This window comes from Mycobacterium sp. NGS48 (assembly GCF_059812585.1).
Map to the genome: position 1 here is coordinate 24449 of NZ_JCALCY010000015.1, position 25788 is coordinate 50236.

Annotated in this window: 24 protein-coding genes; 10 read left to right on the forward strand and 14 right to left on the reverse strand. The window is 66.3% G+C overall.

The annotated features are described in order from the left end of the window. The first annotated feature begins 45 nt into the window (after positions 1-45). Both AC5Y42_RS19895 and AC5Y42_RS19900 read left to right on the forward strand, forming a co-directional pair. Positions 46-1236, forward strand: coding sequence for an NADH:flavin oxidoreductase (locus AC5Y42_RS19895; RefSeq protein ID WP_499900291.1), 1191 nt, complete (start codon positions 46-48; stop codon positions 1234-1236). Between the two features lie 82 nt (positions 1237-1318). Continuing rightward, on the forward strand, positions 1319-3922 hold the full coding sequence (locus tag AC5Y42_RS19900) for an ATP-binding cassette domain-containing protein (RefSeq protein ID WP_499900292.1): 2604 nt from the start codon (positions 1319-1321) through the stop codon (positions 3920-3922). A gap of 15 nt (positions 3923-3937) precedes the next feature. Here AC5Y42_RS19900 and AC5Y42_RS19905 read toward each other — a convergent pair whose 3' ends face one another. The 5 genes from AC5Y42_RS19905 to AC5Y42_RS19925 all read right to left on the reverse strand — a co-directional run bounded on the left by AC5Y42_RS19905 (position 3938) and on the right by AC5Y42_RS19925 (position 8891). Further along, positions 3938-4531 (reverse strand): GTP-binding protein, encoded by a 594-nt coding sequence (locus tag AC5Y42_RS19905; RefSeq protein ID WP_499900293.1) that lies wholly within the window; start codon positions 4529-4531, stop codon positions 3938-3940. Beyond that, on the reverse strand, positions 4512-4883 hold the full coding sequence (locus tag AC5Y42_RS19910) for a DUF742 domain-containing protein (protein ID WP_499900294.1): 372 nt from the start codon (positions 4881-4883) through the stop codon (positions 4512-4514). Before AC5Y42_RS19910 ends, AC5Y42_RS19905 begins: the two co-directional genes overlap by 20 nt. A gap of 6 nt (positions 4884-4889) precedes the next feature. Further along, complete coding sequence (locus AC5Y42_RS19915; protein ID WP_499900295.1) at positions 4890-5303, reverse strand: roadblock/LC7 domain-containing protein; 414 nt, start codon at positions 5301-5303, stop codon at positions 4890-4892. Beyond that, positions 5300-8071 (reverse strand): sensor histidine kinase, encoded by a 2772-nt coding sequence (locus AC5Y42_RS19920; RefSeq protein WP_499900296.1) that lies wholly within the window; start codon positions 8069-8071, stop codon positions 5300-5302. Before AC5Y42_RS19920 ends, AC5Y42_RS19915 begins: the two co-directional genes overlap by 4 nt. Positions 8072-8285: 214 nt before the next feature. Further along, positions 8286-8891 carry a class I SAM-dependent methyltransferase gene (locus AC5Y42_RS19925; RefSeq protein WP_499900297.1) on the reverse strand — a complete coding sequence of 202 codons (606 nt, stop codon included), beginning with the start codon at positions 8889-8891 and terminating at the stop codon, positions 8286-8288. 74 nt (positions 8892-8965) lie between these two features. On the opposite strand from AC5Y42_RS19925, the gene AC5Y42_RS19930 reads away from it, so the two are divergent. After that, positions 8966-9427: a tRNA (cytidine(34)-2'-O)-methyltransferase gene (locus AC5Y42_RS19930; protein WP_499900298.1), complete on the forward strand. Its 462-nt coding sequence runs from the start codon at positions 8966-8968 to the stop codon at positions 9425-9427. Here the strand turns inward: AC5Y42_RS19930 and AC5Y42_RS19935 are convergent, their stop codons facing one another. From AC5Y42_RS19935 to AC5Y42_RS19945, 3 genes are all read right to left on the reverse strand, one after another. After that, a complete protein-coding gene (locus tag AC5Y42_RS19935) occupies positions 9428-10069 on the reverse strand; it encodes a nitroreductase family protein (RefSeq protein ID WP_499900299.1) in 642 nt (213 codons plus the stop codon). A gap of 83 nt (positions 10070-10152) precedes the next feature. Beyond that, entirely contained in the window at positions 10153-13461 is a 3309-nt protein-coding gene (locus AC5Y42_RS19940; RefSeq protein ID WP_499900300.1) for an error-prone DNA polymerase, read from the reverse strand. A gap of 37 nt (positions 13462-13498) precedes the next feature. After that, entirely contained in the window at positions 13499-14374 is an 876-nt protein-coding gene (locus tag AC5Y42_RS19945; protein ID WP_499900301.1) for a universal stress protein, read from the reverse strand. Between the two features lie 57 nt (positions 14375-14431). Between AC5Y42_RS19945 and otsB the strand changes: the two genes are divergently transcribed. Further along, entirely contained in the window at positions 14432-15559 is a 1128-nt protein-coding gene (otsB, locus tag AC5Y42_RS19950) for a trehalose-phosphatase (protein ID WP_499900302.1), read from the forward strand. Here the strand turns inward: otsB and AC5Y42_RS19955 are convergent. Beyond that, positions 15556-16419, reverse strand: a complete 864-nt coding sequence (locus tag AC5Y42_RS19955) for an ANTAR domain-containing response regulator (protein WP_499900303.1) — start codon at positions 16417-16419, stop codon at positions 15556-15558. The two genes, otsB and AC5Y42_RS19955, sit on opposite strands and share 4 nt — an antisense overlap. A gap of 9 nt (positions 16420-16428) precedes the next feature. Between AC5Y42_RS19955 and AC5Y42_RS19960 the strand changes: the two genes are divergently transcribed. Further along, entirely contained in the window at positions 16429-17661 is a 1233-nt protein-coding gene (locus AC5Y42_RS19960; protein ID WP_499900304.1) for a serine hydrolase domain-containing protein, read from the forward strand. Here the strand turns inward: AC5Y42_RS19960 and AC5Y42_RS19965 are convergent. Next, positions 17654-18457, reverse strand: coding sequence for an MmyB family transcriptional regulator (locus AC5Y42_RS19965; protein WP_499900305.1), 804 nt, complete (start codon positions 18455-18457; stop codon positions 17654-17656). The two genes, AC5Y42_RS19960 and AC5Y42_RS19965, sit on opposite strands and share 8 nt — an antisense overlap. A 111-nt stretch (positions 18458-18568) precedes the next feature. Here AC5Y42_RS19965 and AC5Y42_RS19970 point away from each other — a divergent pair, with 111 nt between their 5' ends. Further along, the gene (locus AC5Y42_RS19970) at positions 18569-18922 is read left to right on the forward strand and encodes a nuclear transport factor 2 family protein (RefSeq protein WP_499900306.1); all 354 of its coding nucleotides are present in this window, start codon (positions 18569-18571) and stop codon (positions 18920-18922) included. 144 nt (positions 18923-19066) lie between these two features. Here the strand turns inward: AC5Y42_RS19970 and AC5Y42_RS19975 are convergent, their stop codons facing one another. Then, entirely contained in the window at positions 19067-19348 is a 282-nt protein-coding gene (locus tag AC5Y42_RS19975) for a hypothetical protein (protein WP_499900307.1), read from the reverse strand. 48 nt (positions 19349-19396) lie between these two features. Beyond that, positions 19397-20269 (reverse strand): MaoC/PaaZ C-terminal domain-containing protein, encoded by an 873-nt coding sequence (locus AC5Y42_RS19980; protein ID WP_499900308.1) that lies wholly within the window; start codon positions 20267-20269, stop codon positions 19397-19399. 113 nt (positions 20270-20382) lie between these two features. On the opposite strand from AC5Y42_RS19980, the gene AC5Y42_RS19985 reads away from it, so the two are divergent. The 4 genes from AC5Y42_RS19985 to AC5Y42_RS20000 all read left to right on the forward strand — a co-directional run bounded on the left by AC5Y42_RS19985 (position 20383) and on the right by AC5Y42_RS20000 (position 24870). Continuing rightward, positions 20383-21087 carry a histidine phosphatase family protein gene (locus AC5Y42_RS19985; protein ID WP_499900309.1) on the forward strand — a complete coding sequence of 235 codons (705 nt, stop codon included), beginning with the start codon at positions 20383-20385 and terminating at the stop codon, positions 21085-21087. 78 nt (positions 21088-21165) lie between these two features. After that, positions 21166-23178, forward strand: coding sequence for an SDR family oxidoreductase (locus AC5Y42_RS19990; protein WP_499900310.1), 2013 nt, complete (start codon positions 21166-21168; stop codon positions 23176-23178). A gap of 43 nt (positions 23179-23221) precedes the next feature. Then, positions 23222-23908: a 2OG-Fe dioxygenase family protein gene (locus tag AC5Y42_RS19995; protein ID WP_499900311.1), complete on the forward strand. Its 687-nt coding sequence runs from the start codon at positions 23222-23224 to the stop codon at positions 23906-23908. Then, entirely contained in the window at positions 23905-24870 is a 966-nt protein-coding gene (locus AC5Y42_RS20000) for a nucleoside hydrolase (protein WP_499900312.1), read from the forward strand. Before AC5Y42_RS19995 ends, AC5Y42_RS20000 begins: the two co-directional genes overlap by 4 nt. A 36-nt stretch (positions 24871-24906) precedes the next feature. Here the strand turns inward: AC5Y42_RS20000 and AC5Y42_RS20005 are convergent, their stop codons facing one another. Next, positions 24907-25236, reverse strand: coding sequence for a nitroreductase/quinone reductase family protein (locus AC5Y42_RS20005; RefSeq protein ID WP_499888798.1), 330 nt, complete (start codon positions 25234-25236; stop codon positions 24907-24909). A gap of 65 nt (positions 25237-25301) precedes the next feature. After that, entirely contained in the window at positions 25302-25772 is a 471-nt protein-coding gene (locus tag AC5Y42_RS20010; protein WP_499900313.1) for a DUF1772 domain-containing protein, read from the reverse strand. Positions 25773-25788: the final 16 nt, after the last annotated feature.

A 25788-nucleotide genomic window follows, 5' to 3' on the forward strand; every position in this document is an offset into this window, starting at 1 on the left:
CTGACAGTGTTTCATGCTCGGCGGAGCCCGCGTTAAGCTGCCGGTATGCCCGCCCCGGACGTGTTCGCCCCCGCCAAACTCGGTCCGCTGACACTGCGTAACCGCATCATCAAAGCGGCGACGTTCGAGTCCCGCACACCCGACGCGCTGGTGACCGACGATCTGATCGAATACCACCGGTTGCCGGCGGCCGGCGGGGTCGGCATGACGACGGTGGCCTACTGCGCGGTCTCCCCCGGCGGTCGCACCGGCGGCAACCAGATCTGGATGCGCCCGGAGGCCCTCGCCGGGTTGCGCCGGCTCACCGAGACCGTGCACGCCGAGGGTGCCGCGGTGAGCGCACAGATCGGGCACGCCGGCCCGGTGGCCGACGCTCGCTCCAACAAGGCCCGTGCGCTGGCGCCGGTACGGTTCTTCAACCCGATCGGGATGCGCTTCGCCAAGAAGGCCACCCGCGACGACATCGACGGCGTCATCGCTGCGCACGCCAACGCTGCCCGGCTCGCCGTCGACGCGGGATTCGACGCCGTCGAAATCCATTTGGGCCACAACTATTTGGCCAGTTCATTTCTCAGCCCACTGATCAACCGCCGCGCCGACGAGTTCGGGGGATCGCTGGAGAACCGGGCCAAGGTCGCGCGCGGGTTGGTGCTGGCCGTTCGCCGCGCCGTCGATCAGCAGATCGCGGTGACCGCCAAACTCAACATGGCCGACGGGGTGCGTGGCGGCATCACGCTCGAAGAGGCGCTGACCACGGCCACGTGGTTGCAGGACGACGGCGGGCTGGATGCGCTCGAGCTCACTGCCGGCAGCTCACTGGTCAACCCGATGTATCTATTCCGGGGCGACGCCCCGATCAAGGAATTCGCCGGTGCCTTCAAGCCGCCGCTGCGCTGGGGGATGCGGATGACCGGTCACAAGTTCCTCCGCGAATATCCCTATCGCGACGCGTATCTGCTGCGAGACGCCCGGCTGTTCCGCGCCGAGCTGTCCATGCCGCTGATCTTGCTCGGGGGCATCACCAATCGGGAAACGATGGAGTTGGCGATGTCCGAAGGATTCGACTTCGTCGCGATGGCCCGCGCGCTGCTGGCCGAGCCGGACTTGGTCAACCGGATCCGCGACGAGCACGCTGTGCATTCGGCATGCACGCACTGCAACCAATGCATGCCGACGATCTACAGCCGCACCCGTTGCGTAGTGACCGGCGCACCGGACCGATTGCCGGTCGGGTAGGGCCAGCGCACCGCGTCTTGCACCGCCCGGCGCCACAACGCATACAGTCGGTTCGGTGAATCAACCGGCTACAGTTGTCTCGATGAATCAATCAGCACCGCCCGCGCTGACGGTTCGATACGACGGATCCGAACGTACTTTCGCGGCGGGCCATGACGTGGTCGTCGGTCGCGACCTTCGCGCCGACATGCGCATCACGCATCCGCTGATTTCGCGCGCGCATCTGTTGCTGCGGTTCGACCAGGGCCGGTGGCTGGCGATCGACAACGGTTCGTTGAACGGAACATTCGTCAACGGACGCCGAGTCCCGGTGGTCGACATCCACGACGGCCAGACGGTCAACATCGGCAATCCGGACGGGCCGCGGCTGATCTTCGAAGTCGGACGACACGCCGGGATGGCCGGCCGCCCGCCACAGACGGCGTCGATGCGAGTCGTTCAGCCGCCACCGCGGCCGTCGCAGCCGCAGCCGGCGCGGGGAGGCAGCGCACCACACATTGCGCAGTCTCCCGGGATGCGGCCACACCCGCCCGGCCCGTCTCATCCCGGTCCCCCGCCGCAGCCGATGTACCAGAACAGCGCCGGTCAGCGGGCGGGTTATCCGAGTGCCCCGCCGCCGCCGCGGCAGCAGCCACCGCTGCCGCCACCACAACCACGCACCCAGATGGCGCCGGCGGCCAGCAAGCCTCCCGAGGTGGCGAACCTGGCGACCAAGATGTTCCAGGCTTTCCTGCCGGGAGCCGCGGCGCTGGAGAAGCCGGCCGGTTCGGCCACCATCGGACGCGCCAACGACAACGACATCGTCATCCAGGACGTGCTGGCGTCGCGCCACCATGCGTTCCTGGTGCAGTCGCCGCTGGGCACCGAGATCCGCGACGCCCGCAGCATCAACGGCACGTTCGTCAACGGCGTCCGGGTCGGCTCGGCGGTGCTGACTGAGGGCGACGTGGTCACGATCGGCAACATCGACCTGGTCTTCACCGACGGCCAGCTGGTCCGGCGTACCGAGGCCGCAACAAAGACTGGCGGCCTGGAGGTGAACGGGGTTCACTTCAGGATCGACGGCAAGGAACTGATCGACAACGTCTCGTTCACCGCGCGGCCCGGCACGCTGACCGCGATCATCGGTGGATCCGGCGCGGGCAAGACCACCCTGTCTCGGCTCATTGCCGGATATACCAATCCCAGCCAGGGCACGATCACCTTCGAGGGACACGATATCCACCGCGAGTACGCGACGATGCGTAGCCGGATCGGGATGGTTCCGCAGGACGACGTCGTGCACCGCCAACTCACCGTCAACCAGGCACTGGGCTATGCCGCCGAGCTGCGACTCCCCCCGGACACCAGCAAAGAGGAGCGCGCCCAGGTCGTCGCCGGGGTGCTCGAGGAACTCGACCTGTCCAAGCACGGCGACACCCGGGTGGACAAGCTGTCCGGTGGCCAACGCAAACGCGCCTCGGTGGCGCTGGAACTGCTCACCCAGCCCTCACTGCTGATCCTCGACGAGCCGACCTCCGGGCTGGACCCGGCGCTGGACCGTCAGGTCATGCTCATGCTGCAGTCGCTGGCCGAGGCCGGCCGCACGGTGCTGGTGGTCACCCACTCGGTGTCCTACCTTGACGTCTGCGACCAGATCCTGCTGGTGGCGCCGGGCGGCAAGACGGCGTTCTGCGGCCCGCCCAGCCAAGTCGAGTCGGCGTTGGGAACCACGAACTGGGCCGACATCTTCGCCAAGGTGGGCGCCGACCCCGACGAAGCCAACCGCCGCTTCATCGAGAGGAAAGGTGACAAGCTGCCGTCCCAAGCGGGCGGGCGTCAGGAGGCGCCAGGTGACTTGGGTGAGCCGGTCCACACCGACCTATGGCGGCAGCTGTCCACGATTGCCCGACGTCAGGTACGGCTCGTCATCTCCGACCGTGGCTACACGGTGTTCCTGGCGGTGTTGCCGTTCCTGATGGGAGCGCTGACGCTGACCGTCAAAGGGCACAAACCGGGACTCGGTGTTGCTGACCCGCAAGGCCTCGCGCCCACTCAGCCGCAGTACATTCTGGTGCTGCTCTGTATCGGGGCGGTGTTCATGGGCACCGCGTTGACGATCCGCGACCTGATCGGCGAACGCCCGATCTTCCGCCGAGAACAGGCGGTCGGCCTGTCCACCACGGCCTACCTGCTGGCAAAGGTCGTCGTTTTCTCCGTGTTCGCGACCCTCCAGGCGGGGATCGCGGTGATCATCGTCCGGCTCGGCAAGGGCGCGCCCACCGCGGATCCGCCGTTCTTCGGCAGCTCCACGTTGTCGCTGTTCCTCACCGTTGCCGCCACTTGTGTCGCCTCGGCGATGCTCGGCCTGCTGCTGTCGGCAGTTGCGCAATCAAACGAGCAGATCATGCCGCTGCTGGTGGTGTCGATCATGTCCCAACTGGTGCTCTGCGGCGGGATGGGGATCCCGGTGACCGGCCGGCTCGGTCTGAACCAGCTGTCCTTTGTGACGCCGGCCCGCTGGGGATTCGCTGCCGGGGCGTCGTCGGTCGACTTTCCGCACCTGGTGAAAGTCCCGCAAATTCCGACGGAAGACCGGTGGTGGCAACCCTCGAAGCACATCTTTGTGATCGACATGTTCATGCTGGCCGCACTGTCGGTCGCCTATGGCGCCTTCATCAGGTGGCACATCCGGCTCAAACGTTGAGGATCGCCTGCGCGGTCAGCTGCCGGTCGGCGACAGGCTCGCCAGGGCATATTCGCTGATCGCGATCAGCGCGTCGGTGGCTGACCTGCGATCACGGGCATCGATGCTGATGATCGGGATGTGTGCGGCCAGTGCCAGTGCTTTGCGTACTTCGGCGACCGGATACTGTGGCGCACCGGCGAATTCGTTGACGGCAACAAGGAACGGCAGATTGCGGTGTTCGAAGAAGTCGACGGCGGCGAAGCTGTCCTGCAGGCGCCGGCAGTCGACCAGGATGATCGCTCCGATGGCGCCGCGCACCAGGTCGTCCCACATGAACCAGAACCGGCGCTGGCCGGGTGTACCGAACAGGTAGAGCACCAGATCCGCGTCCAGGGTGATCCGGCCGAAGTCCATGGCCACCGTGGTGGTCCGCTTGTCCGGGGTGGCCTCCACCATGTCGACTCCGGCGGAAGCGTCGGTGACCATCGCCTCGGTGCGCAGCGGCATGATCTCCGACACCGCACCGACGAACGTCGTCTTGCCGGCGCCGAATCCGCCCGCGACAACGATCTTCGTCGAGACTGTTTCCCGTCGCGGGTCGCGCCGCTCAGAGTGCTCGGAGGCCACGCAGCGTCCTTCCTATGAGTTCGCGGCGTTCATCGCGTGTCGAACGCTCGGTCAAGGTCGGGCTCACTCGAAGGTAGCCCGCCGTCACCAAATCGCCGACCAGGACGCGCGTCACGCCCAGCGGCAGATTCAGCCGAGCCGAGATTTCGGCGACCGAGGGGCTTTTGGTGCACAGTTGGACGATTCTTCCTCTCATGTCGTCGGTCGGCCATCTGTGGAAGAGCGCCGACTCCAACGTCTGCACCGGCGCTTCCAGCGGAAGATCGACGGTGGTGTCGGTCCGTCCGGCCGTCAGAGTGTAGGGGCGGACCAGACTCGCCTCAGGTCGCGGCGGCGGCTCGCGTCTGTCCATTGCGGCTCACGAGTGCTGGATGGACTGGGCGCGTCTCGACGACTGGACGACGCCGCCCACCCGTTCCACGAGCACGGCCATCTCGTATCCGATCTGGCCGATGTCACACGACGTCGACGCCAGCGTGGCCAGATGCGAGCCGTCACCGACTCGCATCAGCAACAGGTAGCCGTTCTGCATCTCCACCACCGACTGCAGGACCGCGCCGCCGTCGAACAGCTGCGCGGCGCCGGTAGCCAGGCTGGCCAGTCCCGACGACACCGCCGCCAGCTGATCCGCCCGGTCGGTCGGCAGATGCTCACTGGCAGCCATCAGCAGCCCGTCGACGGATACCAGCACCGCATGCGACACCCCGGGCACTTCGCGGGCGAAGTTCGACACCAGCCAATCCAGCGAGTTGCCGTACGCCTGGTTGGTCATTCGTGATCAGGTCCTTGAGGTGTTTCGCGGGCGTGCGACCGTCCGGCGCGCACGCCACCGAAGTGGCTGCTGATGGAAGTGCGGATCGCTTCGGGGTTTCGCGCCGGAGCTTGATGCCGGCCGGAACCGAATCCGCCGTTCAATGTTACCGCGTCGTCGTCGTCGGCCCGATGCTGCGCGACGCCGTTGACCCGGTCCTCGCGGTCGGGGGGCGCCTCGGTGGCCGCTCCGGGCACCAAGCGTGCGCCGGGTTCACGCACCGGCAGGCCCTGCTCGGTGTGGTCCTGGACGGGCACGTTCTCGGCCTCGGCGGCCACCGACCAGCCGTGGTCCCACACCGACTTCCAATCCAGGTCGGCGCTGTGCGCCAGCTCGTGCGGATCGACCAGCCATTCGGAGAGCATCCGCTGATAGATCAGATCTTCGGGAGCGTCGGCCGCCCGAGTTGCGCGGCTCGGCGGGGCGGCCACATCCGAGGGCCAGTCGTCATCCGACTCCTGCACATCGGGCTCCGCCGCAGCCCGTGCTCGTGAGGAGAAGAACGAGGAGGTATTCGAAAACGATTGCGGCGCAGACGACTCGACGGACGGCTCCTGGCGCTCTGGCTCGCGCCAGGGTTCCGGCCGCTCGGGTCGGGACGGTGGATCGTCCCGTTGGGGCTGGCCGGGCGGCACCCCAGCGATGCCGCTGGACCCAGGGGTGCGCCGCGGCAACAGGCTGAACGGCGAGTCAGGCGAATGCGATCCGTTACGCTCCACCGGTTCAGTCTCAGCGGCGAAGTCGGCGGCGTCGGCATAATCCCCTGCCGAGACGGCGTCCCCAGCGGCGCGCATCGGCGTCACTGCGGGTGCCGGCGCGCCGTGCTGCTCGGCGCCGGCCAGCACCGATGCCGGCAGATACAGCTCGGCGGTGGTGCCCGAACGGCGGTCGTCGCGCGAAGGACCGCGCAGCCGCACCCGGATGCCGTGCCGGCCGGCCAGCCGGCCAACGACGAACAGACCCATGTGTCGGGCATTGTCGGGGGTGACCTCACCACCGGCGCGCAGCCGCATGTTGGCGATGCGCCGGTCGGCGTCGGTCATGCCCAGACCAACGTCGACGACCTCGAGGTGGACTCCGCCGTCGTCGCGCCGCGCGGCCGCCACCCGGACCGGTGCGGTCGGCGGTGAGTAGCGCAGCGCGTTGTCGATCAACTCGGCGAGCAGATGGATCACGTCGCCGGCGGCGGCACCCGCGATGGCGCACTCGGGCACCGCCGGGGTCTCCACCCGGCGATAGTCCTCGACCTCGGAGGTGGCCGCGTTGATCACCGTCGCCAGCGGCACCGGTTCGCGCTGGTCTCCCCGCGAGCCTTGCGCGCCGGCCAGCACCAGCAGGTTCGCGCCGTTGCGGCGCATCCGGGCGGCAAGGTGGTCCAGGCGGAACAGACTCTCGAGGCGATCGGGATTCTCCTCGTTGCGCTCCAGCCGGTCGATCAGTGAGAGCTGCTGGTCGACCAGGGAGCGGTTGCGCCGGGACATGGTCTCGAACATGTCGTTGACCAGCAGCCGTAACCGCGCCTCGTCACCGGCCAGCAGCAGCGCTTGGGTGTGCAACTCGTCGACGGCGTGCGCGACCTGCCCGATCTCCTCGGTGGTGTAGACCGGCAGCGGCTCGGGGGCGCGCTCGTCGCCGGCCCGTACCCGGGCGATCTCACGCTCGAGGTCCTCGTGGGCGACCTTCAGCGCGCCGTCGCGCAACACCCGCAGCGGCTGGATCAGCGAGCGCGCCACCAGCAACACGATCACCAATGCGGCCACGATGGCGGCCAGCACCAGCACGGTGTCACGGATCGCGGCGTCGCGGCGATCGTTGGCCCGATCCTCCACCGACTTCGTCACCGCGGCAGTGGTGTCCCTGATCAGCTCCGCGGCAACCGAGTCGGTGGTCTGGATCGAACGCAGCAGCGCCGGGTTGTCGACCAGCACGCTGGACGGATCGGACATGATCGCCATCCGGGTCACCATCTGCTGTTGCAGCTTCTTGGCGTCCGCTGACCCGACACCGAGCACCTCGGCCATCCCGAACAGCGTCGACGGCTCGGTGCCGGCCAATGTGATCATCGAGGTGCGCAACTCCGGCTCGGGCAGATCTCCGCCGCGCGTGACCAGCAGCTGCTGCATCATCATCTGGCCGCGGGCCCCGATCGCGCGGCTCAGGCCCTGCGCGGCGGCCCGAATCTTCTCGTTGTCGACGCGTACCGACCCGTCGACGGCGTTCTCGGCGGTCAGCAGGATCGGCGCGTACGTGGTGACCCGCTCTCGCAAACCGATGGTGTTCGACGCAACCCGGTCCAATAAGGCCTGGCCGCCGTTCAGCATGGCGTTGACACCGGCCCGAACGTCGGGGACGGCGTCGGTGTCGTCCAGCCGCGCCTGCAGTTCGTGTTTGCGCGCCTCGTAGTTCTTCTTGGCACCCTCGACGTCGCCCCCATTGGACGTCGCCAGCAACGCCACGTCGAGTGCCGACATGTATTTGGTGATGGCCGGAACGACTTCGGCGCGGTCGGCGGCGCGGCGCAGATCGTTGGCGTCGGTTACGGCGCCGGCGATCCGTAATCCACCGAACACCATCGCCAGCGCCAACGGCACCACGACGATTGCGACGACTTTCCAGCGGACCGGCCAATTGCGCAAGGACCACGTCGGCGGTCGTTGCGACGCTGCGAGTTCCGTGTCGGAGGTCTCTGGATCAGCCGGCTCGACCACTTCGGCCGGACGGGCGAACATGGGGCCCGAACCACGGCTGTGTGTTCGCGCGTCGTTCATAGGACTTCCTGCTCAATTGCACCCGTCCCAGGCAGACGGGCGAGCGATATATACGCCTGGCAATCCGACGAGTATGACAGCCTGCGGCCACGGTGACCATAATTCTTACTGAACAGACAGAGTTCGCCACCGCCCGCCAGACTGCCGAAACGGTAGCTGAGCAAATCGGAAAGGCCTACGCCGGTCGAAGGATCGCGACGAGGAAATCGGAGTTATCGGTGAACGGTCGCAGATCCCAGGTAGACAGCAGCAGATCGTGCGCGAACCGGGCATCTGCGACGTGGTCGAGAAACTCCGCGAACTCGTAGTCGCGTCCGGCGCCGAACCCGATCACCGCTCGACCGTCGCCCGCCAGGTGGGCGCGCAGCCGGCCCAGCACCTGGACTCGGGTGCTTGGCGCAAGGAACGTCATGACGTTGCCCGCCGACACGATGAGGTCGAACGGTTCGGTGATGCCGCGCGCGGGCAAGTCGAGCTCGGCGAGGTCATCGACGAGCCAGCGCAATCCGGGATGGTCCTGCTCGGCTGCCTCGATGAGCGTCGGGTCGACGTCGACGCCGACCACGTGGTGACCGGCCGCGGCCAGATACCCGCCCAGCCGGCCGGGACCGCAGCCGGCATCGAGGATGCGGGCACCGCGGGGCGCCATCGCGTCCACCAAGCGAGCCTCGCCGGCCAGATCCTCGCCGGCGCGCGCCATGGCGCGGAAACGCTCGATATACCAGTGCGAATGCCCGGGATCAGCCGCGACCTTCTGCATCCAGATGCTCTGCTCGACCATACGAGCAATTATTCCAACAGCAGGACGGGCGTCCGCAGCTGGCAAGCACCCACCTACAGGGAGGATGGCGTGTTGTGTTCAAGATGCTGTTCTACTCGCCTCGGATTGCGCCCAATACCGGTAACGCGATCCGGACTGCGGCCGCCACTGGCTGTGAGCTGCATTTGGTCGAGCCGTTGGGCTTCGACCTGTCCGAACCCAAGTTGCGCCGGGCCGGGCTGGACTATCACGACCTGGCGTCCGTCACCGTGCACTCGTCGCTTGATGCCGCGTGGCAGACGCTGTCAGCGGGGCGGGTCTTCGCGTTCACTGCGCATGCGACGACGCTGTTCACCGAGGTGGGATATCAGCCCGGCGACGTGTTGATGTTCGGTCCGGAGCCCACCGGGCTGGACGCGGCCACCCTGGCCGACGCTCACATCACCGAGGCGGTCCGCATTCCGATGCTGACCGGGCGACGGTCGCTGAACCTGTCCAACGCTGCGGCGGTGGCGGTGTATGAGGCGTGGCGTCAACAGGGGTTCCGCGGAATCTGACTACCAGCTGTTCCAGTGGGTGACGGTCTCGGCGGGCAACCGCTTGGCGGGTTTGAAGTCGGTGCCCTTGGTGTAGGCGATCGGGAACAGCCCGCCCTGGCTGTATTTCTCGTAGGGAATGCCGAGCAGTTCGGCGGCCTGCTTCTCGCCGTCGCCGAGCAGGTGCAGCGTCGTCCACGCCGAGCCCAGGCCGCGTGAGCGCAACGCCAGCATCAGGCTCCATACCGCGGGCAGCAGCGATCCCCAGAAGGACGCGCTCATCCCGGCCGGCGCTCCGTCCGGGCGGCCCTCCAGGCACGGGATCAGCATCACCGGCACCTCGTGGAAGTGCTCGTTGAGGTATTTGGCCGAGTTGTAGACATGCGGTCTGCGTTCGTCTCGGCTGTCGCCGTACTCCGGCTTCGGCTGGTCGAGGTACGGGGTGGCGTTGGCGCGATAGATATCGGCCAGAGCCTTCTTCTTGTCGGCGTCCTCGACGAACACCCACTGCCAGCCCTGCGCGTTGGAACCGGTAGGCGCCTGCAGCGCCAGCTCGAGGCATTCGTCGAGCACGTCGCGGGGCACCGGCTTGTCTAGGTCGAGGCGTTTGCGCACCGAGCGGGTGGTGGTGAGGACTTCGTCGAACGACAGGTTCAAGGTCATGTGTGGAGGTTACAGTTCCCGCGAAAGTGCAACTATCGACGCGTTTCCCGAGTGGACCCGTCGGCAGTTGCACTCTCGCGGTGTCACCGGAAGTCCCTTGAGCGGGAACCGACCGCCAGAGAGAGCTTGGCCAACCGCTCGGCGACGACAGTGACTGCGCCGCTGGCGTTTTGGACCTGGCCGCGGACCAGCAGCGCCGACGCTGTCTGCGCCAGCTTGCGGTGTCGCGCCCACACTCCCGGCGTGCAGAGCACGTTGACCATCCCGGTCTCATCCTCGAGGTTGAGAAACGTCACCCCTTGGGCGGTCCCCGGCCGTTGCCGATGAGTCACCGCGCCGGCGATCAACACCCGATCGCCGTCGGGCACCGACAACAATGTCTCGGCGGGCAATACCCCCATCGCATCCAGATCCGAGCGCAGGAACTGGGTCGGATAGCTGTCCGGGGAGATGCCGGTGGCCCACACGTCGGCGGCGGCCAACTCCAGCTCGCTCATCCCCGGTAACGCCGGGATGTGCGACGACGAGCCCACTCCGGGTAGCCGGTCGGGCCGCCCCGTGGCGGCCGCCCCAGCCGCCCACAGCGCCTCCCGCCGGGACATCGTGAAGCAACTCAGCGCTCCGGCAGTGGCCAGCGCTTCGGTCTGCGGCACGCTCAATTGCACACGTATCGTCAAATCCAGCAGAGAAAGAAACGGGCCGTTGGCTTTTCGCTCCCCCACCAGTTTCTCGGCCAGATCGTCGCCGATATGACGCACACTGCCCAGCCCCAACCGCACCTGCATCCCGGCGTTCTCCAGGGTGGCGTACGCGAGGCTGGCGTTGACGTCGGGACCGTGCACGATCACACCGTGCCGGCGGGCGTCGGCCACCAGCGACTGCGGCGAGTAGAAGCCCATCGGCTGGGCACGCAGCAGCGCTGCGCAGAACGCCGCTGGATGGTGCAGCTTGAACCACGACGAGTAGAACACCAGCGACGCAAAACTCAGCGCGTGACTTTCCGGGAACCCGAAATTGGCGAACGCTTCCAGCTTTTCGTACACCCTCTCGATCACTTCGTCGGGAGCGCCGTGCAACTGGCGCATGCCGTCGTAGAACCGGCCACGCAGCCGTCGCATCCGCTCGGCTGAGCGCTTGGACCCCATGGCTCGCCGCAACTGGTCGGCCTCGGCCGCGGAAAACCCGGCGCAGTCGACCGCGAGCTGCATCAACTGCTCCTGGAACAACGGCACCCCAAGGGTTTTCCGCAGCGCGGATTCCATCGACGGGTGGTCGTAGACCACCGGGTCGATGCCGTTGCGCCGCCGGATGTAGGGGTGCACCGAGCCGCCCTGGATCGGTCCGGGACGGATCAGCGCAACCTCGACCACCAGGTCGTAGAACTCACGCGGCCGCAGACGCGGCAGGGTAGCCATCTGCGCCCGCGACTCCACCTGGAACACCCCGACGGAGTCGGCGCGGGCCAGCATCTCGTAGACCGCCGGTTCGGAAAGGTCCAGCTTCGCCAAGTCCACCTCGATACCCTTGTGTTCGGCCACCAAGTCGACGGCATAGTGCAGCGCCGAGAGCATGCCCAGCCCGAGCAGATCGAATTTCACCAAACCGATTGCTGCGCAGTCATCTTTGTCCCACTGCAGAACACTGCGGTTTTCCATCCGCGCCCATTCCACCGGGCACACGTCGGCGATCGGACGGTCACAGATCACCATGCCGCCGGAGTGGATGCCCATATGCCGTGGCAAGTTCTGGATTTGCGTCGCCAGGTCGATCACCTGCATCGGGACGCCCTCCAGAACATCCGAGTCGGGACAGTTGGCCAGCCCGTTCCAGCTGCTGATCTGTTTGCTCCACGCGTCCTGCTGCCCCTGCGAGAAACCCAGCGCACGAGCCATGTCCCGCACCGCAATCCGGCCGCGGTAAGTGATGACATTGGCGACTTGGGCGGCATAGTCGCGGCCGTATCTGTCATAGACGTACTGGATGACTTTTTCCCGCTGGTCCGACTCGATGTCGATGTCGATGTCGGGCGGCCCGTCGCGAACCGGTGACAAGAAGCGTTCGAACAGCAGCTCGTTGGCTACCGGATCGACCGCGGTGACGCCGAGCGCATAGCAGACCGCGGAGTTGGCCGCCGATCCCCTGCCCTGGCACAGGATGTTGTTCTCCCGGCAGAACCGGGTGATGTCATGGACCACCAGGAAATAGCCCGGAAACTTCAGCTGTTCAATGACGTTCAGTTCATGGTCGATCTGCGCGTAGGCCTTCGGCGCCCGCCCGGGAGGACCGTAGCGGTTACCGGCACCGGTCATCGTCAGCTCGCGCAACCAGCTGTCTTCGGTATGTCCGGCCGGCACGTCGAACGGCGGCAGCTGAGGGGCGATCAACGCCAGCCCGAAGGCGCACTGCTCGCCGAGCTCGGCCGCGGCGGTCACCGCGCCGGGACACCAAGCAAACAGCCGGGCCATCTCCTCACCAGAACGCAGGTGTGAGCCGCCCAGCGGGGCCAGCCAGCCGGCGGCCTCGTCCAGGGACTGGCGGGCCCGTATCGCGCCCATGGCCATCGCCAGCCGGCTTCGCGAGGGTGCAGCGAAGTGCGCGCCGGTGGTGGCGACGACGCCGAGTCCGAACCGGGTTGCCAGCTCGGCTAATTCGGCGTTGCGCTGGTCGTCACACGGTTGGCCGTGATGGGTGAGTTCGACGCCGACTCGCTCAGCCCCGAACCGGTCCACCAGATCGGCCAACGCCACCGCGGCCGCCTCCGGACCTCCGCTGCAAAGTGCCTGTCGGACATGGCCTTTGCGGCAGCCGGTCAGGATGTGCCAATGCCCGCCGGCCGCCTCGGTCAACGCATCGAAGTCAAAGCGCGGCTTGCCTTTCTCACCGCCGGCCAGATGCGCGGCGGCCAGCTGCCGAGACAACCGTCGATAGCCTTCCGCGCCGCGGGCCAACACCAGCAGGTGCGGCCCGGGCGGGTCCGGCTCGTCGGTGCGTGCACCGGACGCCAAAGACAGTTCGGCGCCGAAGACGGTCGCCATGTCCAGTTCCGCGGCGGCTTCGGCGAACCGCACCGCGCCGTACAGGCCGTTGTGATCGGTCAGCGCGATGGCGCGTAGATCCAGTCGTACGGCCTCCTCGACCAACTCCTCCGGCGTGCCGGCCCCGTCGAGGAAGCTGAACGCCGAATGCGCGTGCAACTCGGCATAGGCGACCGACGAACGAATTGACCGGTTGCCCTCCGGCGGCTGATAGCTTCCACGCTTGCGTGATCGGGGGCCGTCGTCGGACGCCTCAGCCGCAAGTGGCGTGCTGGCGCGGCGCGGCTTGCCGCGGGGCTTGCCGTCGAGCACCCGCTCCATCTCCGCCCAGGTCGGCGGGCCATTTCCCCAGCCCACCCGACCAGTATATCGAATATATGTTCGATAGAACTGGCTACGTCCCGCGGACCACGATCACCGGCGTGCGGGCCGCCTGCACGACGGCCACGCTGACCGAACCCAACAACATCCCCGCGAAACCACCCCGACCGTGACTGCCGACGACGACCAGTTGGGCGGAGTGCGATTGCTCGATCAACTGATCGGCGGGCCGATCGCTCACCACAACGCGGCGCACCGTGACGTCGGGATAGCGCTCTTGCCAGCCCGCCAGCGCCTCGGCAAGTACCCGCTCGCCTTCCGCCTGCATGGTGGCGAGTTCGATACCGGCGAACTCGAAGACATTGGCGTCATGCCAGGCATACACAGCGACAAGCTCGACGCCCCGCAACGACGCCTCCTCGAAAGCCACCGCCGTCGCCGCCTCCGAGACCTGGGAACCGTCGACACCGACAACCACCGGCGATCCGACAGGGTGGGCCGACGGTTCTTCGTCGTGGATGACGGCCACCGGGCAGTGCGCGTGCCGAACGAGGTTGGAACTGACCGAGCCCAGCAGGCTGCGCCGCAACCATCCGTGCCCGCGGCATCCCACCACCACCATCGCCGCTTCCTTCGTCAGATCCACCAGGGTGGGAACGGTCGAGCCGACGATGGATTCCGTGCCGACGTGCGCCAGGCCGGCCTGCTCGGTGATCGTCAAGGCTTCCTGAAGATGGCGCTGCCCCTGCTCCTCTTGCCATTCCATGTACCCGGCCGGCATCGGGGTCTCGGGAAAGGTCATCACCACGGGCGGCGCGAGCACATGGATCAATGTCAGCGGAACGCCACGCATGAGCGCATCGCGTGCTGCCCACTTCACCGCCACTTTCGACGACGGTGATCCGTCTACACCAACCAGGATTCCGTTGTGCGATACCGGCGCCGACATGATGCTCCTCCTTAACTGCTACCACGCTAAATCGGCGGCGCACCTAATGTTATGGGTATGCCGGTCATCATCGATCCGCGCCGACACGACGCGGTGCTGTTCAACCTGCCGGCCGACACCGCACTGATCGAGCGATTGCGCGACGCCGGTGTCCTCACCGCGCCGGCCGAAGCGCCTGAGTTCGTCGTGGCGGCCAACCGGCTCTCGGTCCGGCCCGGCCGGTGTGCTGTCGTCACCGCAACACCGCAGGGTGTCGCGACCGCGCGGGATGCTGGATTCACGTTGGTCATCGGTCTTGCGACGGGATCCACCGAGCAACTGCGCGACCGGGGCGCCGACGCGGTGGTCACCGGCCTGGGCGAGATCGCCGTGCGGACCGGGGATCGGCGGATGTCGGAACTGGCCGACGGCCTGCAAGCCCTCGACGAGCTTGCCGGACAACGGCCGTCGGTGTTCTTCGACTTCGACGGAACGCTGTCGGAGATCGTCGATGATCCCGACGCCGCGCAGCTGGCCGATGGCGCGGCCGAGGCGTTGACGTTGTTGACCACACGGTGCCCGGTCGCGGTGCTGTCCGGCCGCGATCTGGCCGACGTGCGGCAGCGGATCGGGCTGCCCGGCATCTGGTATGCGGGCAGTCATGGTTTCGAGCTGACCGGAGCCGACGGTGAGCACCACCAAAACGCGGAGGCGGCCGCCAGCGTCCCGGTACTCGAAAAGGCGGCTGCCGACCTGCGCAACCAGCTGGCCGCGGTCAGCGGTGTTGTTGTGGAGCACAAGCGATTTGGTATCGCCGTGCATTATCGGAATGCCGCCCGGAACCGGGTTGGCGAGGTTTCCGCCGTAGTGCGCGCCGCCGGCCGGCGCAGTGAGCTACGGGTGACCACTGGGCGCGAGGTCATCGAGTTGCGGCCCAACGTCGACTGGGACAAGGGAAAGACGCTGCACTGGGTGCTCGACCACATCCAGGATGCTGACTCCGCCCGGCTGCTGCCGATTTATCTCGGTGACGACATCACCGACGAGGATGCCTTTGATGCGGTCCGCGACGACGGCGCCGGAATTGTGGTGCGCCACAACGACGACGGTGACCGCGCAACCGCCGCACGGTATGCATTGGACAGTCCCGACCGCGTTGTTGCATTCACGCAGCGGCTGGCACACCAGATCGGCACCGCTTCTTAGCTGGCCGAGTCGCGTGGCTGGTCGATCTCCACCAGCCTGCGCGCGATCTCGACGACTCGGGTGTTGCTTTGCTGTGACAGTCGGACCAGCAACCGAAATGCGGCAGCCGCGCCGAGGCTATAGCGCTCCATCAGCATGCCCTTGGCCTGGCCGATGATGTCCCGGGTCTCCACAGCTTGGCGCAGCTGCTCGTTTTCTGCCGCCAACGCGCGTAGTCGTTCCCGCTCGGCTGGCAGCGCAGCCGCAAAAGCCGCCAGCACGTGCAACTGCTCGGCCGGAGCCAACGTGTCGTCAGCGTCGAGTGCGCGCGCCATCGCCGACAACGTGCTTTCGAGATCGGTCAGCTCTTCGACCTGATGCACGATGCCGACCAGCTCGCCATGGTCGTAGACGGGCGAATTGCGCGGACCCCATACCTTCGGAATAAACGATCCCGAATGCGCGGGATCAGCGACGTCGTAGCGCTGAGCCCACATATCGTGGCTACGGCCGGTACGCATCACCGTCTCCAGTGAAACACCCAAATTGTGGGTGCCACACGCCTCAGGATCGTCGGGGTTGTCCGGGAACGTGTCGAATAACTGCTCACCGATCAACTCGCCGCGCTGGCGCAGGGTCGCGCGCTCATAAGCGCTGTTCAACCCGCGAATCCGCAGCGACGGGTCCAGCAGCAGCAGCGGTGTCGTCGATGATTCGGGGACGACACTGCGAGCAATCAGGCCGAACGGCGACTGATCTGGCACTTCCGGGTCCCGCTCGTAAAAGTCTTCATGGACCCAATCGGGGTGCCCGCATTCACCGACGTTCAACCGTTTGGGTGCGACGACGTCTGCGTGCTCGGCGCTCGGGCGCAACTGCAAAGATCAACTATGGCGATCTTCGGGCGGCTGGGGCCTTGTGTGTGTGTCGTTGCCGTACTTTCGGCGGGCTGCACCTCGACCTATGAACTTCCCGCTTCGTCCTCGTCCGCCGATCCGGCCAAGGCCCAAGCGGTGATGCAGATCGTCCGCGACACGATGTCGCAGGCTCACCTCAAGGCGGCGATCGTCCGCGTCACCGTCGACGGCAAGGAAATCGTCACGCAGGCCGTCGGGGACTCGATGACCGGCGTGCCCGCCACTCCCAGCATGTTCTTTCGCAACGGCGCGGTCGCGATCTCCTACGTGGCGACGCTGCTGCTCAAGCTCGTCGACGAGAAGAAGGTGGGGCTCGACGACACGCTGTCGACGTGGCTTCCCGAGGTTCCCAGCTCCGACCGGGTCACCCTGCGGCAGCTCGCCCAGATGACATCGGGCTACCGCGACTACGTGCTGGGCAACGCCGACTTCGATGCTGCCCAGGTCGCCGATCCGTTCCGGCAATGGACACCGCAGGAGTTGCTCGACTACGCGGTGCACAAACCGCTGCTCTACGAGCCCGGGACCAACTGGAACTACGCCCACACCAACTACCTGCTACTCGGTCGGGCACTGGAGAAAGCCACCGGGGTGGGGATGCCGAAACTGTTGCAGGACAAGGTGCTCCAGCCGCTGGCGTTGTTCAACACCGCCAACTCGTTCACCCCGCAAATTCCGGTGCCGACCCTGCATGCCTTCACCTCGGAACGCCGCGCAGCGCTCAAGGTCCCGGCCGGCACGCCGTTTTATGAGGACTCCACTTTTTGGAACCCGTCCTGGACGATCACCCACGGTGCGATTCAGACCACCAACATCTATGACATGGAGGCCACCGCGGTCGGTATCGGCTCGGGCAAGCTGCTCTCGCCCGAGTCGTATCGGGCGATGGTGTCCACAGGGCTACGCGGCCACACCACCGCGTTGCCGGGCTGCGACACCTGTCGAACGCACAACGGTGACTACACCTACGGGCTCGGGATCGTGATCTCCGGGAACTGGTTGCTGCAGAATCCGATGTTCGCCGGTGAGGCAGCCGTCGAGGCCTACCTCCCGTCGCAGAAGACGGCGATCGCGGTCGCGGTCACCTACCAACCCGAGGCATTCGACGCCCAGGGCAACTACCGCAACGAGGCCGAGACGCTGTTCCGCAAGGTCGGCGCCGAAATCGCGCCTAACGACGCGCCACCGGCGGCGCCCGCTAAGTAGGCCGCTGGAACGCGTGCAGCGCATCGGCAGTCGCCGCATCGGCCGGGTAAAACGATTCGATCGCGACCTCGGCCACCGTGACGTCCAGCGGTGCGCCAACGACAGCCGTCATGCTGAAAAATGCCAACTGCGCCTCGCCGTGGCGGATGCGCAGCGGCACCACGACATCGGTGAGCATTGGGCGCTCATCCTCGCTTCCCGGGTATGCCGACAGCTCGGCGAGAAGCTCGGCCAGGCGAGGGTCGCGGGTCGCGTAAAACTGACGGCGAAGCCGTTCGAGGATGTGCGCGCGCCACTCGGCCAGGTTGGCGATGCGCGGTGCCATTCCGTCCGGATGCAGCGAGATCCGTAACGCGTTCACCGGCGGCGCAAGCAGTGCGGGGTCACATCCGTCGGTGAGGAGCGTGACGGCCTCATTGCCGTCGAGCAATTCCCACCATCGGTTGACGACCAGCGCCGGATAGGGCTCGTGCCCAGCGAGGATTTGGCGCAGTGCTGCGCGCACCCGGTCCAGTTCCGGTTCGTCAAGCGCGTGTTCCGGGTACGCGGGCGCATAACCACCGGCCAGCAGCAGCGCATTGCGTTCCCGCAGCGGCACATCCAGCTGCTCGCTGAGCCGAAGGATCATCCCCGGCGTCGGGTGCGAACGTCCGGTCTCCACAAAACTCAGGTGTCTGGCCGAGATCTCGGCCTGAAGAGACAAGTCGAGCTGGCTTACCCGGCGCCGCTCGCGCCACTCCCGCAGCAGCTGACCGATTGCAGGCACTGCCGGGGCGGGACGGGCCACGGTCGTCACGAGGCCGATGCTAGCCGCGACGAGACATGACCACGATTACCTCGCAGGTAATCGACAACCTCGGCGCCACCGATCACGATCGACCACACCGACACCGAAAGGAAGAGCATCATGAACGAACTCGTCGATCGCTATCTCGCCTGCTGGAACGAGACAGACTCCACGACTCGCCGCGAACTGATCACCAAGACCTGGACCGAGGACGCCAGCTATGTCGATCCGCTCGTCGACGCATCCGGCCACGATGCTATCGATGCAACCATCGCCGCAATCCAGGAGCAATTTCCCGGGCATGTGTTCACCCTCGCCGGGCAGATCGACACGCACCATGATGTCGCGCGATTCAGCTGGGGACTGGGTGCCGACGGCAATGATCCTCTCATCGTCGGCTTCGATGTCGCGACCGCCGCCGACGACGGACGGCTCGCGCGGGTGGTCGGTTTTCTCGACAAGGTCCCGGCGTAGGAGCACTACTCATGTCGAATATCGCTACTGCTGAACAGGTTTCGTTGTTCTACACCGAGTAGGGCGCCGGCCACGGGCGCCATCTCAGCCAGTGCGCCGCTATAACGCTGCGCTGCTCGAGTTCATCGGCTCCAGGCAGCCAACCTACGAGTCCGAACTATCTTCTTGATCGTGGTCCTGATCGTCACCGTCGTCTTCGTCTTCGTCCTTGTCGTTGTCTTTATCCTTGCCCTTGTCTTTGTCTTTGTCTTTGCCGCCATCCTTGGCCTGGGTTATCTCAAGGGTGGCCCAATGACTCGGGGAAATGAACACCGTCCACTTACCCGACTCCCGTCCCATTTTCAGGACGCCGTTTTCGACTTCCCATTTGGTGTCGTCGTCGTAGTCGGTCTCTTGCCCGTCGCTGTAGGTGAGTTTGAACGCCATAGTGGCAAAGTGCCACAAGAACGCCCCTGGTAAACCGGGTAAGGCAAATTACTCGGCCGTATATTCGACTGCGCCGTCCTCGAGCACCAACCGCGCGTCGCCGCCGTCGGGCGCGGACGCCTCGGTACGGAACACCGCCCGGCCGGACTCAGTGCGCCAGATCGAGGTAGTCAGCGTTTCGCCGGGAAATACCGGCGAGGTGAAACGCGCGGCGATGCTGGTGATCTTGGTGGCATCCCCGTTGCCGAGTTCGGCGACGAGCGCGCGCCCGGCGAACCCGTAGGTGCACAACCCGTGCAGGATCGGCTTCGGAAAGCCCGCCAGGGTCTGGGCAAACCAGGGATCGCTGTGCAGCGGGTTGCGGTCACCGGAAAGCCGATAGAGCAGGGCCTGGTCCTCGCGGGTGGCGTAGGTGACGTGGGAGTCGGGTTCGCGGTCCGGGATCTCCGGTGCGGCCGGCCGCTGACCGGGCTCTCCACCGAATCCGCCGGCGCCGCGGATGACGGCCGTGGTCAGGGTTTCGGCGACGACCTCCTGCGTGGCCGGGTCGGTGCCGCGGGCGCGCAACATGACGATCGCGTTCTTGCCCTCCCCTTTGTCCTGGATATCGGCCACCTCGGAGACCACGCTGAGGCGGCCGGCCGGCGGCAGCGGGGCGAACAACCGGATCTCCTGCGACCCGTGCAGCAGCCGGCTGAAGTCGAATTGGCCGACTTTGGCCGCGGCCGCGAACCCTATGCAGCAGATGACGGCATAGGTGGGCAATACCTGCTGGCTGATGTCGTGGCTGTTTTCAGTGGTGAATGACAGCTCGTCGGTCCCGGCGCCGACACCGAGCGCATACAACATCGTGTCGCGGTCGGTCCATTCGAATTGCATCGGCTCCGTCGTCGCACCGACGGCCTTCGGGTCGATCGCCATGCGGGTCTCCTCTCGATCAGATTCACTCGGCAGCGTGTGCTGCCGCGACACTTCTTCATCCCAACCCGGGCAAATGCTTCACACCGACGCCCTTGACAAGGCAGGCTATCGGCATGCTCAACCGGACCATTATCTGGAAGGCGGCAGCCGTGCTTGCCGCGGTCGTCATCGTCGGCGCCTGCTCGGGATCGCCGCACGTGCGCACCATCACGCTGACCTTCGTGCGGCATGCCGAGTCCGAGAGCAACGCCGCGGGCATGATCAACACCGAGGTGCCCGGTCCGGGCCTCACCGAGGAAGGTGAGGGGCAGGCCGAGCAGGTCGCTCACCAGCTTGCCCGCAACGACTACGACGGCGTGTACGCCTCGACCATGGTCCGCACGCAGCAGACGGCCGCTCCGTTGGCCAAGGAACTCAACGAGCAGGTTCAGATCCTGCCCGGTCTGCGCGAAGTCGACGCCGGCTGGTATGACAACACGCGGTCAGACCGGGCCGGCTCGACCTATCTGCTCGCGCCCGCGGATTGGCTGAACGGCGATCACCAGGACGCCATCCCCGGGTCCATCAGCGGGACCAAGTTCAACGACCAATTCGGCGCCGCCGTCCAAAAGATCTACGACAGCGGCAACAGCAAACCGATCGCGTTTTCGCACAGCACGTCGATCATGTACTGGACATTGATGAACGTGAAGAACCCCAAGGACAGCTTGGTGAAAAGCCATCCGCTGCCCAACACCGGGCGCGTCGTCATCAAAGGCAGCCCTGCGATGGGGTGGACGCTGGTGGATTGGGACGGCATCCGCGACTTCAGCTACTAGGGGCCCGGGCAGTTGTTCTAGCGACGATCCCGTCACAGTGCGTTGACGGGCGCGGCGTCAGCCGTCACGATGGCTTGCATGCGGTATGTCGTTACCGGCGGTACCGGGTTCATCGGGCGACGAGTCGTTTCCCGTCTCCTGGCGACTCAGCCGGGCGCCGAGGTCGTGGTATTGGTCCGCCGGCCGTCGCTGGGCCGGTTCGAACGGCTGGCCCGTGACTGGGGCGATCGGGTAAAACCGCTGGTCGGTGACCTGACGGCGGTCGATCTCGGGTTGACCGACGAGGCCGTCGCCGACCTGGGCGGCGTCGACCATGTGGTGCACTGTGCGGCGATTTATGACATCGCCGCGTCGGATGCCGAGCAACGCGCCGCCAATGTGGACGGCACCCGCGCCGTGATCGAGCTGGCACGTCGGCTCGATGCGACGCTGCATCACGTGTCGTCGATCGCGGTGGCCGGCGACTTCCGCGGGGAGTACACCGAAGCCGATTTCGACGTCGGGCAGCAGCTGCCGACGCCCTATCACCAGACCAAGTTCGAAGCCGAGTCATTGGTGCGCGCGACGCCCGGGCTGCGCTACCGCATCTACCGGCCGGCGGTAGTAGTGGGTGATTCGCACACCGGCGAGATGGACAAGGTCGACGGGCCGTATTACTTCTTTCCGATATTGACGAAGTTGGCTGTGCTTCCCCGGTTCACCCCGATCATGTTGCCCGACACCGGGCGCACCAACATCGTCCCGGTCGACTACGTCGTCGACGCGCTGGTGTCACTGATGCACGCCGACGGCCGAGACGGACAAGCATTCCACCTGACCGCGCCGAAAACCATTGGTCTGCGCGGTATTTACCGCGGTATCGCCGCCGAAGCCGGTCTGCCGGAGCTGCGCGGCTCGCTGCCCCGCTCGGTGGCCGCACCCGTGCTCAACGTGCGGGGCCGGGCCAAGGTGTGGCGCAATATGGCGGCCACCCAACTCGGTATTCCCGCCGAGGTTCTCGACGTCGTCGATTTGGCGCCCACCTTCACCTCCGACGAAACACAGCAGGCGTTGCGCGGCACCGGGATCAGCGTGCCCGAGTTCGCCGACTATGCGCCGGCGCTGTGGCGGTACTGGGCGCAGCACCTGGACCCCGACCGCGCCCGTCGCGACGATCCGGCCGGCGCGCTGGTCGGTCGGCACGTCATCATCACCGGCGCGTCCAGCGGCATCGGTCGCGCGTCGGCCATTGCGATCGCCGAGCGGGGTGCGACGGTGTTCGCGCTGGCCCGCAACGGCGAGGCGCTCGACGACCTGGTCGCCGAAATCCGCGCAGGCGGCGGCCGGGCCTATGCGTTCACCTGTGACGTCACCGACTCGGCATCGGTCGAGCACACCATCAAGGACATCCTGGGGCGGTTCGACCATGTCGACTACCTGGTCAACAACGCGGGCCGCTCGATTCGCCGGTCGGTGGTCAACTCCACTGAGCGACTGCACGATTACGAGCGGGTGATGGCGGTCAACTATTTCGGCGCGGTGCGAATGATGCTGGCGCTGTTACCGCACTGGCGTGAGCGACGGTTCGGTCACGTCGTCAATGTGTCCAGTGCCGGGGTGCAGGCCCGCAGCCCCAAGTACAGCTCGTATCTGCCCAGCAAGGCGGCACTGGACGCGTTCGCCGAGGTGGTGTCCTCGGAGACGCTGTCGGATCACATCACCTTCACCAACATCCATATGCCGTTGGTGGCCACCCCGATGATTGCGCCGTCGCGGCGGCTCAACCCGATGCGCGCGATCAGCCCCGAGCATGCGGCGGCGATGGTGGTGCGCGGCCTGGTCGAGAAGCCGGCCCGGATCGACACGCCGCTAGGGACCCTCGCCGACGTCGGCAATTACTTCACCCCGAAGTTGTCGCGGCGGATCCTGCATCAGCTCTATCTCGGTTACCCCGACTCCGCGGCAGCGCTGGGAATCGAGCCGCCTGAACCCGTTGCCGCCCAGTCGTCGTCGCGGCGTAAGCCGAAGCGCCCGGTTCGGTCGGTCACTCGGGTGCGGGTACCCGGTCCGGTCAAACGCGCGGTCCGGTTGGTTCCCGGCGTGCACTGGTGATTCCGCGCGTTTAGCCGGCTCAGCTGGCAGGTACACCGGCGGTGTGTCGGACACCGATCGACTCACCGCGACGGGTGTGTGCTTGATACCCCCGGACGAGGTGACGCGCTGCCTCGGCGTCGACGACGACACGTGGGCGCGGTTTGCCGAGCACTGGGACGATCTGGCGCCGGATCGCTACGCCGCCGAGCTCGGCATACACCGGCTGCGCCGCTACGGCCATTACACGGTCAAAGGTGGAGTCTCAGCGCCGGTACCGGTCGCTGCGTTTGTGCAGCCGAAAAACTCCAATCCCCTTTACGTCGAGCGGGATCGCCACTTCGAGCCGTTGACCGACGCGTTCGCCGGCGAGCCGCTGCTGCAACGGATCCTGGATTTGCTGGGCCAAGTCGCCGGCGCCCTCGACGATGTTGCGGAGTGGACCGTCAAGGTGCATCCGTTTCGGGTGGTGGCATCCGCGGACGACGAGGGTCAGCCCACCCCGGAGGGACTGCACCGCGATGGCGTCACACTGGTTACCTCGCTGCTGATCAATCGCAGCAATGCTGCCGGTGGCCAGAGCACGGTCTTCGATGTGGACGGTCGCCAACTGCTGGCTGCCACGCTGGCCGAGCCCCGGACACTGCTGCTGGGTGACGATCGCCGTACCGTGCACGGCGTCTCACCGATCCGGCCAGTTGACGAGTCGGCGCCTGCAATGCGCGACGTTCTGGTAATCACGTTTGCGTGAACACATCACCGATTTTCGCCGACGTCGATACCGGTGTCGACGATGCGCTGGCTTTGGTGTATCTACTGGCCAGCCCGCAGGTCGAACTGGTCGGCATCGCCTCGACCGGGGGAAACGTTGGGGTGGACCAGGTTTGCGTGAACAATCTGGGGTTGCTCGACCTGTGCCAGGCGGGCGAGATCCCGGTGTCCAGGGGCGCCGCGCAGCCACTGAGCTGTCCGATGTGTCCTCCTGGAAAAGCCCATGGGCCCAACGGTTTAGGGTATGCCGAGCTGCCGCCGTCTGATCGCGCGCTCACCGACTACGACGCGGCGAGCGCGTGGGTCCGGGCTGCGCGCGCATATCCCGGAGAGTTGATCGGTGTCGCCACCGGGCCGCTGACCAACTTGGCGTTGGCGTTGCGCGCCGAGCCCACATTGCCCACCCTGCTGAATCGGCTGGTGATCATGGGCGGCGCCTACGATTACCGCGGCAACACCAATCCGGTGGCCGAATGGAACATCAGCGTGGACCCCGAGGCGGCGGCGGAAGTCTTCGGAAGCTGGGTTGGCGCCGAATGTCTTCCGATTCTGTGCGGGTTGGACCTGACCCAGCACGTAGCGATGACACCGGAGCACTTGTCGCGGTTAAGGACGACGACACCGAACCTGTTGATCCGGTTCATCGAAGACGCGATGCGGTTCTACTTCGAGGCCCACGACAACGCCGGCTACGGGTATCTGGCACACCTGCATGATCCGCTGGCCGCCGCGGTCGCGGTGGACCCGCAGTTGGTGGCGACCCGACCGGCGACGGTGGACGTCGAACTGGCGGGCAGCCTGACCCGCGGCATGACGGTGACCGACTGGTCGGGGCGCTGGGGTCGAGAACCCAACGCGCTCATCGGGGTTGACGTCGACCCGGTAACGTTCTTCGACCGGTTCATCGAGCGGGTCGGGCCCTTCGCACAGCGGCTGGGCTAACTTTGACCGCCCGCACCCCGGGTCACGCAACGGTGCTCAGTTGGCCAGTCGCACAGTGATGGTGACGCGCCCCTTCTGGTCACGCGTGGCGACCGCATGCCCGGCGCGTTCGCTGCCGTCGAGCCGCAACGTCAGTGGGCCTCCGTCGCCGAGAAAGTTGCGCCACCACGTCTTCGCCTCGGGCATGTTGACGCCGATGATGACCTCGTCACCGCTGCGCCGGTATCCCACCGGGATACTGAACCTACGTCCGGACCGCCGTCCGGTATAGCTGAGCATGGCGATGTTGCGGTTCACCAGCCCGCCGAAGCGTGGCGAGTTGGCCACCGCGGCCACCGGCGCGTTGAAAAGCGGTGCCGCGCGCATCACGAGTCGGCCAAGTGTTTGCGGTCGCACGATCACGACCTCCTTTCCGGTGTGGACATTGGGGGTCAGACGATCATCGTGAGGCACAGCGCTGCGAGCGCCAGTCCCTGCACAGCGGCACGAACGTTGATGATGCGGTCCCAACCGGACTGCAGCACACGTGCGTTCGGCGGGACCTGGCGGCTGCTAGCGGCCTGGGTGAGCTGGCGGTTGATCGGCGCGCTGACCCGCGCATAAAGCACGATCCAGAGCAGCAGCAGCACTACCGCGCAGAACGCCGTAATGCTCTGGGCCCATTGACCGGCGACCGCGAACAGCGCAGCACTGGCGATGGCGGCCACGCCGCCGAGAACACCGGGCACTGGCATGCGCCGGTCACCGTAGTAATGCACGCTGCCCATCACGGCCACCAGGGCACCATCGTCAACGGCGGCCAATGCTGGTCGCTGAACAACTGCGCAGAATACGTCGGTGCCGTACACAACCGCAGTACCCAACACCGCGATCATCGCCAGCACCTCGGCGAGTTCGATCATGTCGCGCCTCACTCTC

What these genes read in the sequence shown, in the direction of transcription:
- AC5Y42_RS19895 (WP_499900291.1), top strand. Translation starts at nt 46, where the DNA reads ATGCCCGCCCCGGACGTGTTCGCCCCCGCCAAACTCGGTCCGCTGACA.
- AC5Y42_RS19900 (WP_499900292.1), top strand. Translation starts at nt 1,319, where the DNA reads ATGAATCAATCAGCACCGCCCGCGCTGACGGTTCGATACGACGGATCC.
- AC5Y42_RS19910 (WP_499900294.1), bottom strand. Translation starts at nt 4,883, where the DNA reads ATGGACAGACGCGAGCCGCCGCCGCGACCTGAGGCGAGTCTGGTCCGC.
- AC5Y42_RS19915 (WP_499900295.1), bottom strand. Translation starts at nt 5,303, where the DNA reads ATGACCAACCAGGCGTACGGCAACTCGCTGGATTGGCTGGTGTCGAAC.
- AC5Y42_RS19920 (WP_499900296.1), bottom strand. Translation starts at nt 8,071, where the DNA reads ATGTTCGCCCGTCCGGCCGAAGTGGTCGAGCCGGCTGATCCAGAGACC.
- AC5Y42_RS19925 (WP_499900297.1), bottom strand. Translation starts at nt 8,891, where the DNA reads ATGGTCGAGCAGAGCATCTGGATGCAGAAGGTCGCGGCTGATCCCGGG.
- AC5Y42_RS19935 (WP_499900299.1), bottom strand. Translation starts at nt 10,069, where the DNA reads ATGACCTTGAACCTGTCGTTCGACGAAGTCCTCACCACCACCCGCTCG.
- AC5Y42_RS19945 (WP_499900301.1), bottom strand. Translation starts at nt 14,374, where the DNA reads ATGTCGGCGCCGGTATCGCACAACGGAATCCTGGTTGGTGTAGACGGA.
- otsB (WP_499900302.1), top strand. Translation starts at nt 14,432, where the DNA reads ATGCCGGTCATCATCGATCCGCGCCGACACGACGCGGTGCTGTTCAAC.
- AC5Y42_RS19960 (WP_499900304.1), top strand. Translation starts at nt 16,429, where the DNA reads ATGGCGATCTTCGGGCGGCTGGGGCCTTGTGTGTGTGTCGTTGCCGTA.
- AC5Y42_RS19970 (WP_499900306.1), top strand. Translation starts at nt 18,569, where the DNA reads ATGAACGAACTCGTCGATCGCTATCTCGCCTGCTGGAACGAGACAGAC.
- AC5Y42_RS19975 (WP_499900307.1), bottom strand. Translation starts at nt 19,348, where the DNA reads ATGGCGTTCAAACTCACCTACAGCGACGGGCAAGAGACCGACTACGAC.
- AC5Y42_RS19980 (WP_499900308.1), bottom strand. Translation starts at nt 20,269, where the DNA reads ATGGCGATCGACCCGAAGGCCGTCGGTGCGACGACGGAGCCGATGCAA.
- AC5Y42_RS19985 (WP_499900309.1), top strand. Translation starts at nt 20,383, where the DNA reads ATGCTCAACCGGACCATTATCTGGAAGGCGGCAGCCGTGCTTGCCGCG.
- AC5Y42_RS19990 (WP_499900310.1), top strand. Translation starts at nt 21,166, where the DNA reads ATGCGGTATGTCGTTACCGGCGGTACCGGGTTCATCGGGCGACGAGTC.
- AC5Y42_RS20005 (WP_499888798.1), bottom strand. Translation starts at nt 25,236, where the DNA reads ATGCGCGCGGCACCGCTTTTCAACGCGCCGGTGGCCGCGGTGGCCAAC.
- AC5Y42_RS20010 (WP_499900313.1), bottom strand. Translation starts at nt 25,772, where the DNA reads ATGATCGAACTCGCCGAGGTGCTGGCGATGATCGCGGTGTTGGGTACT.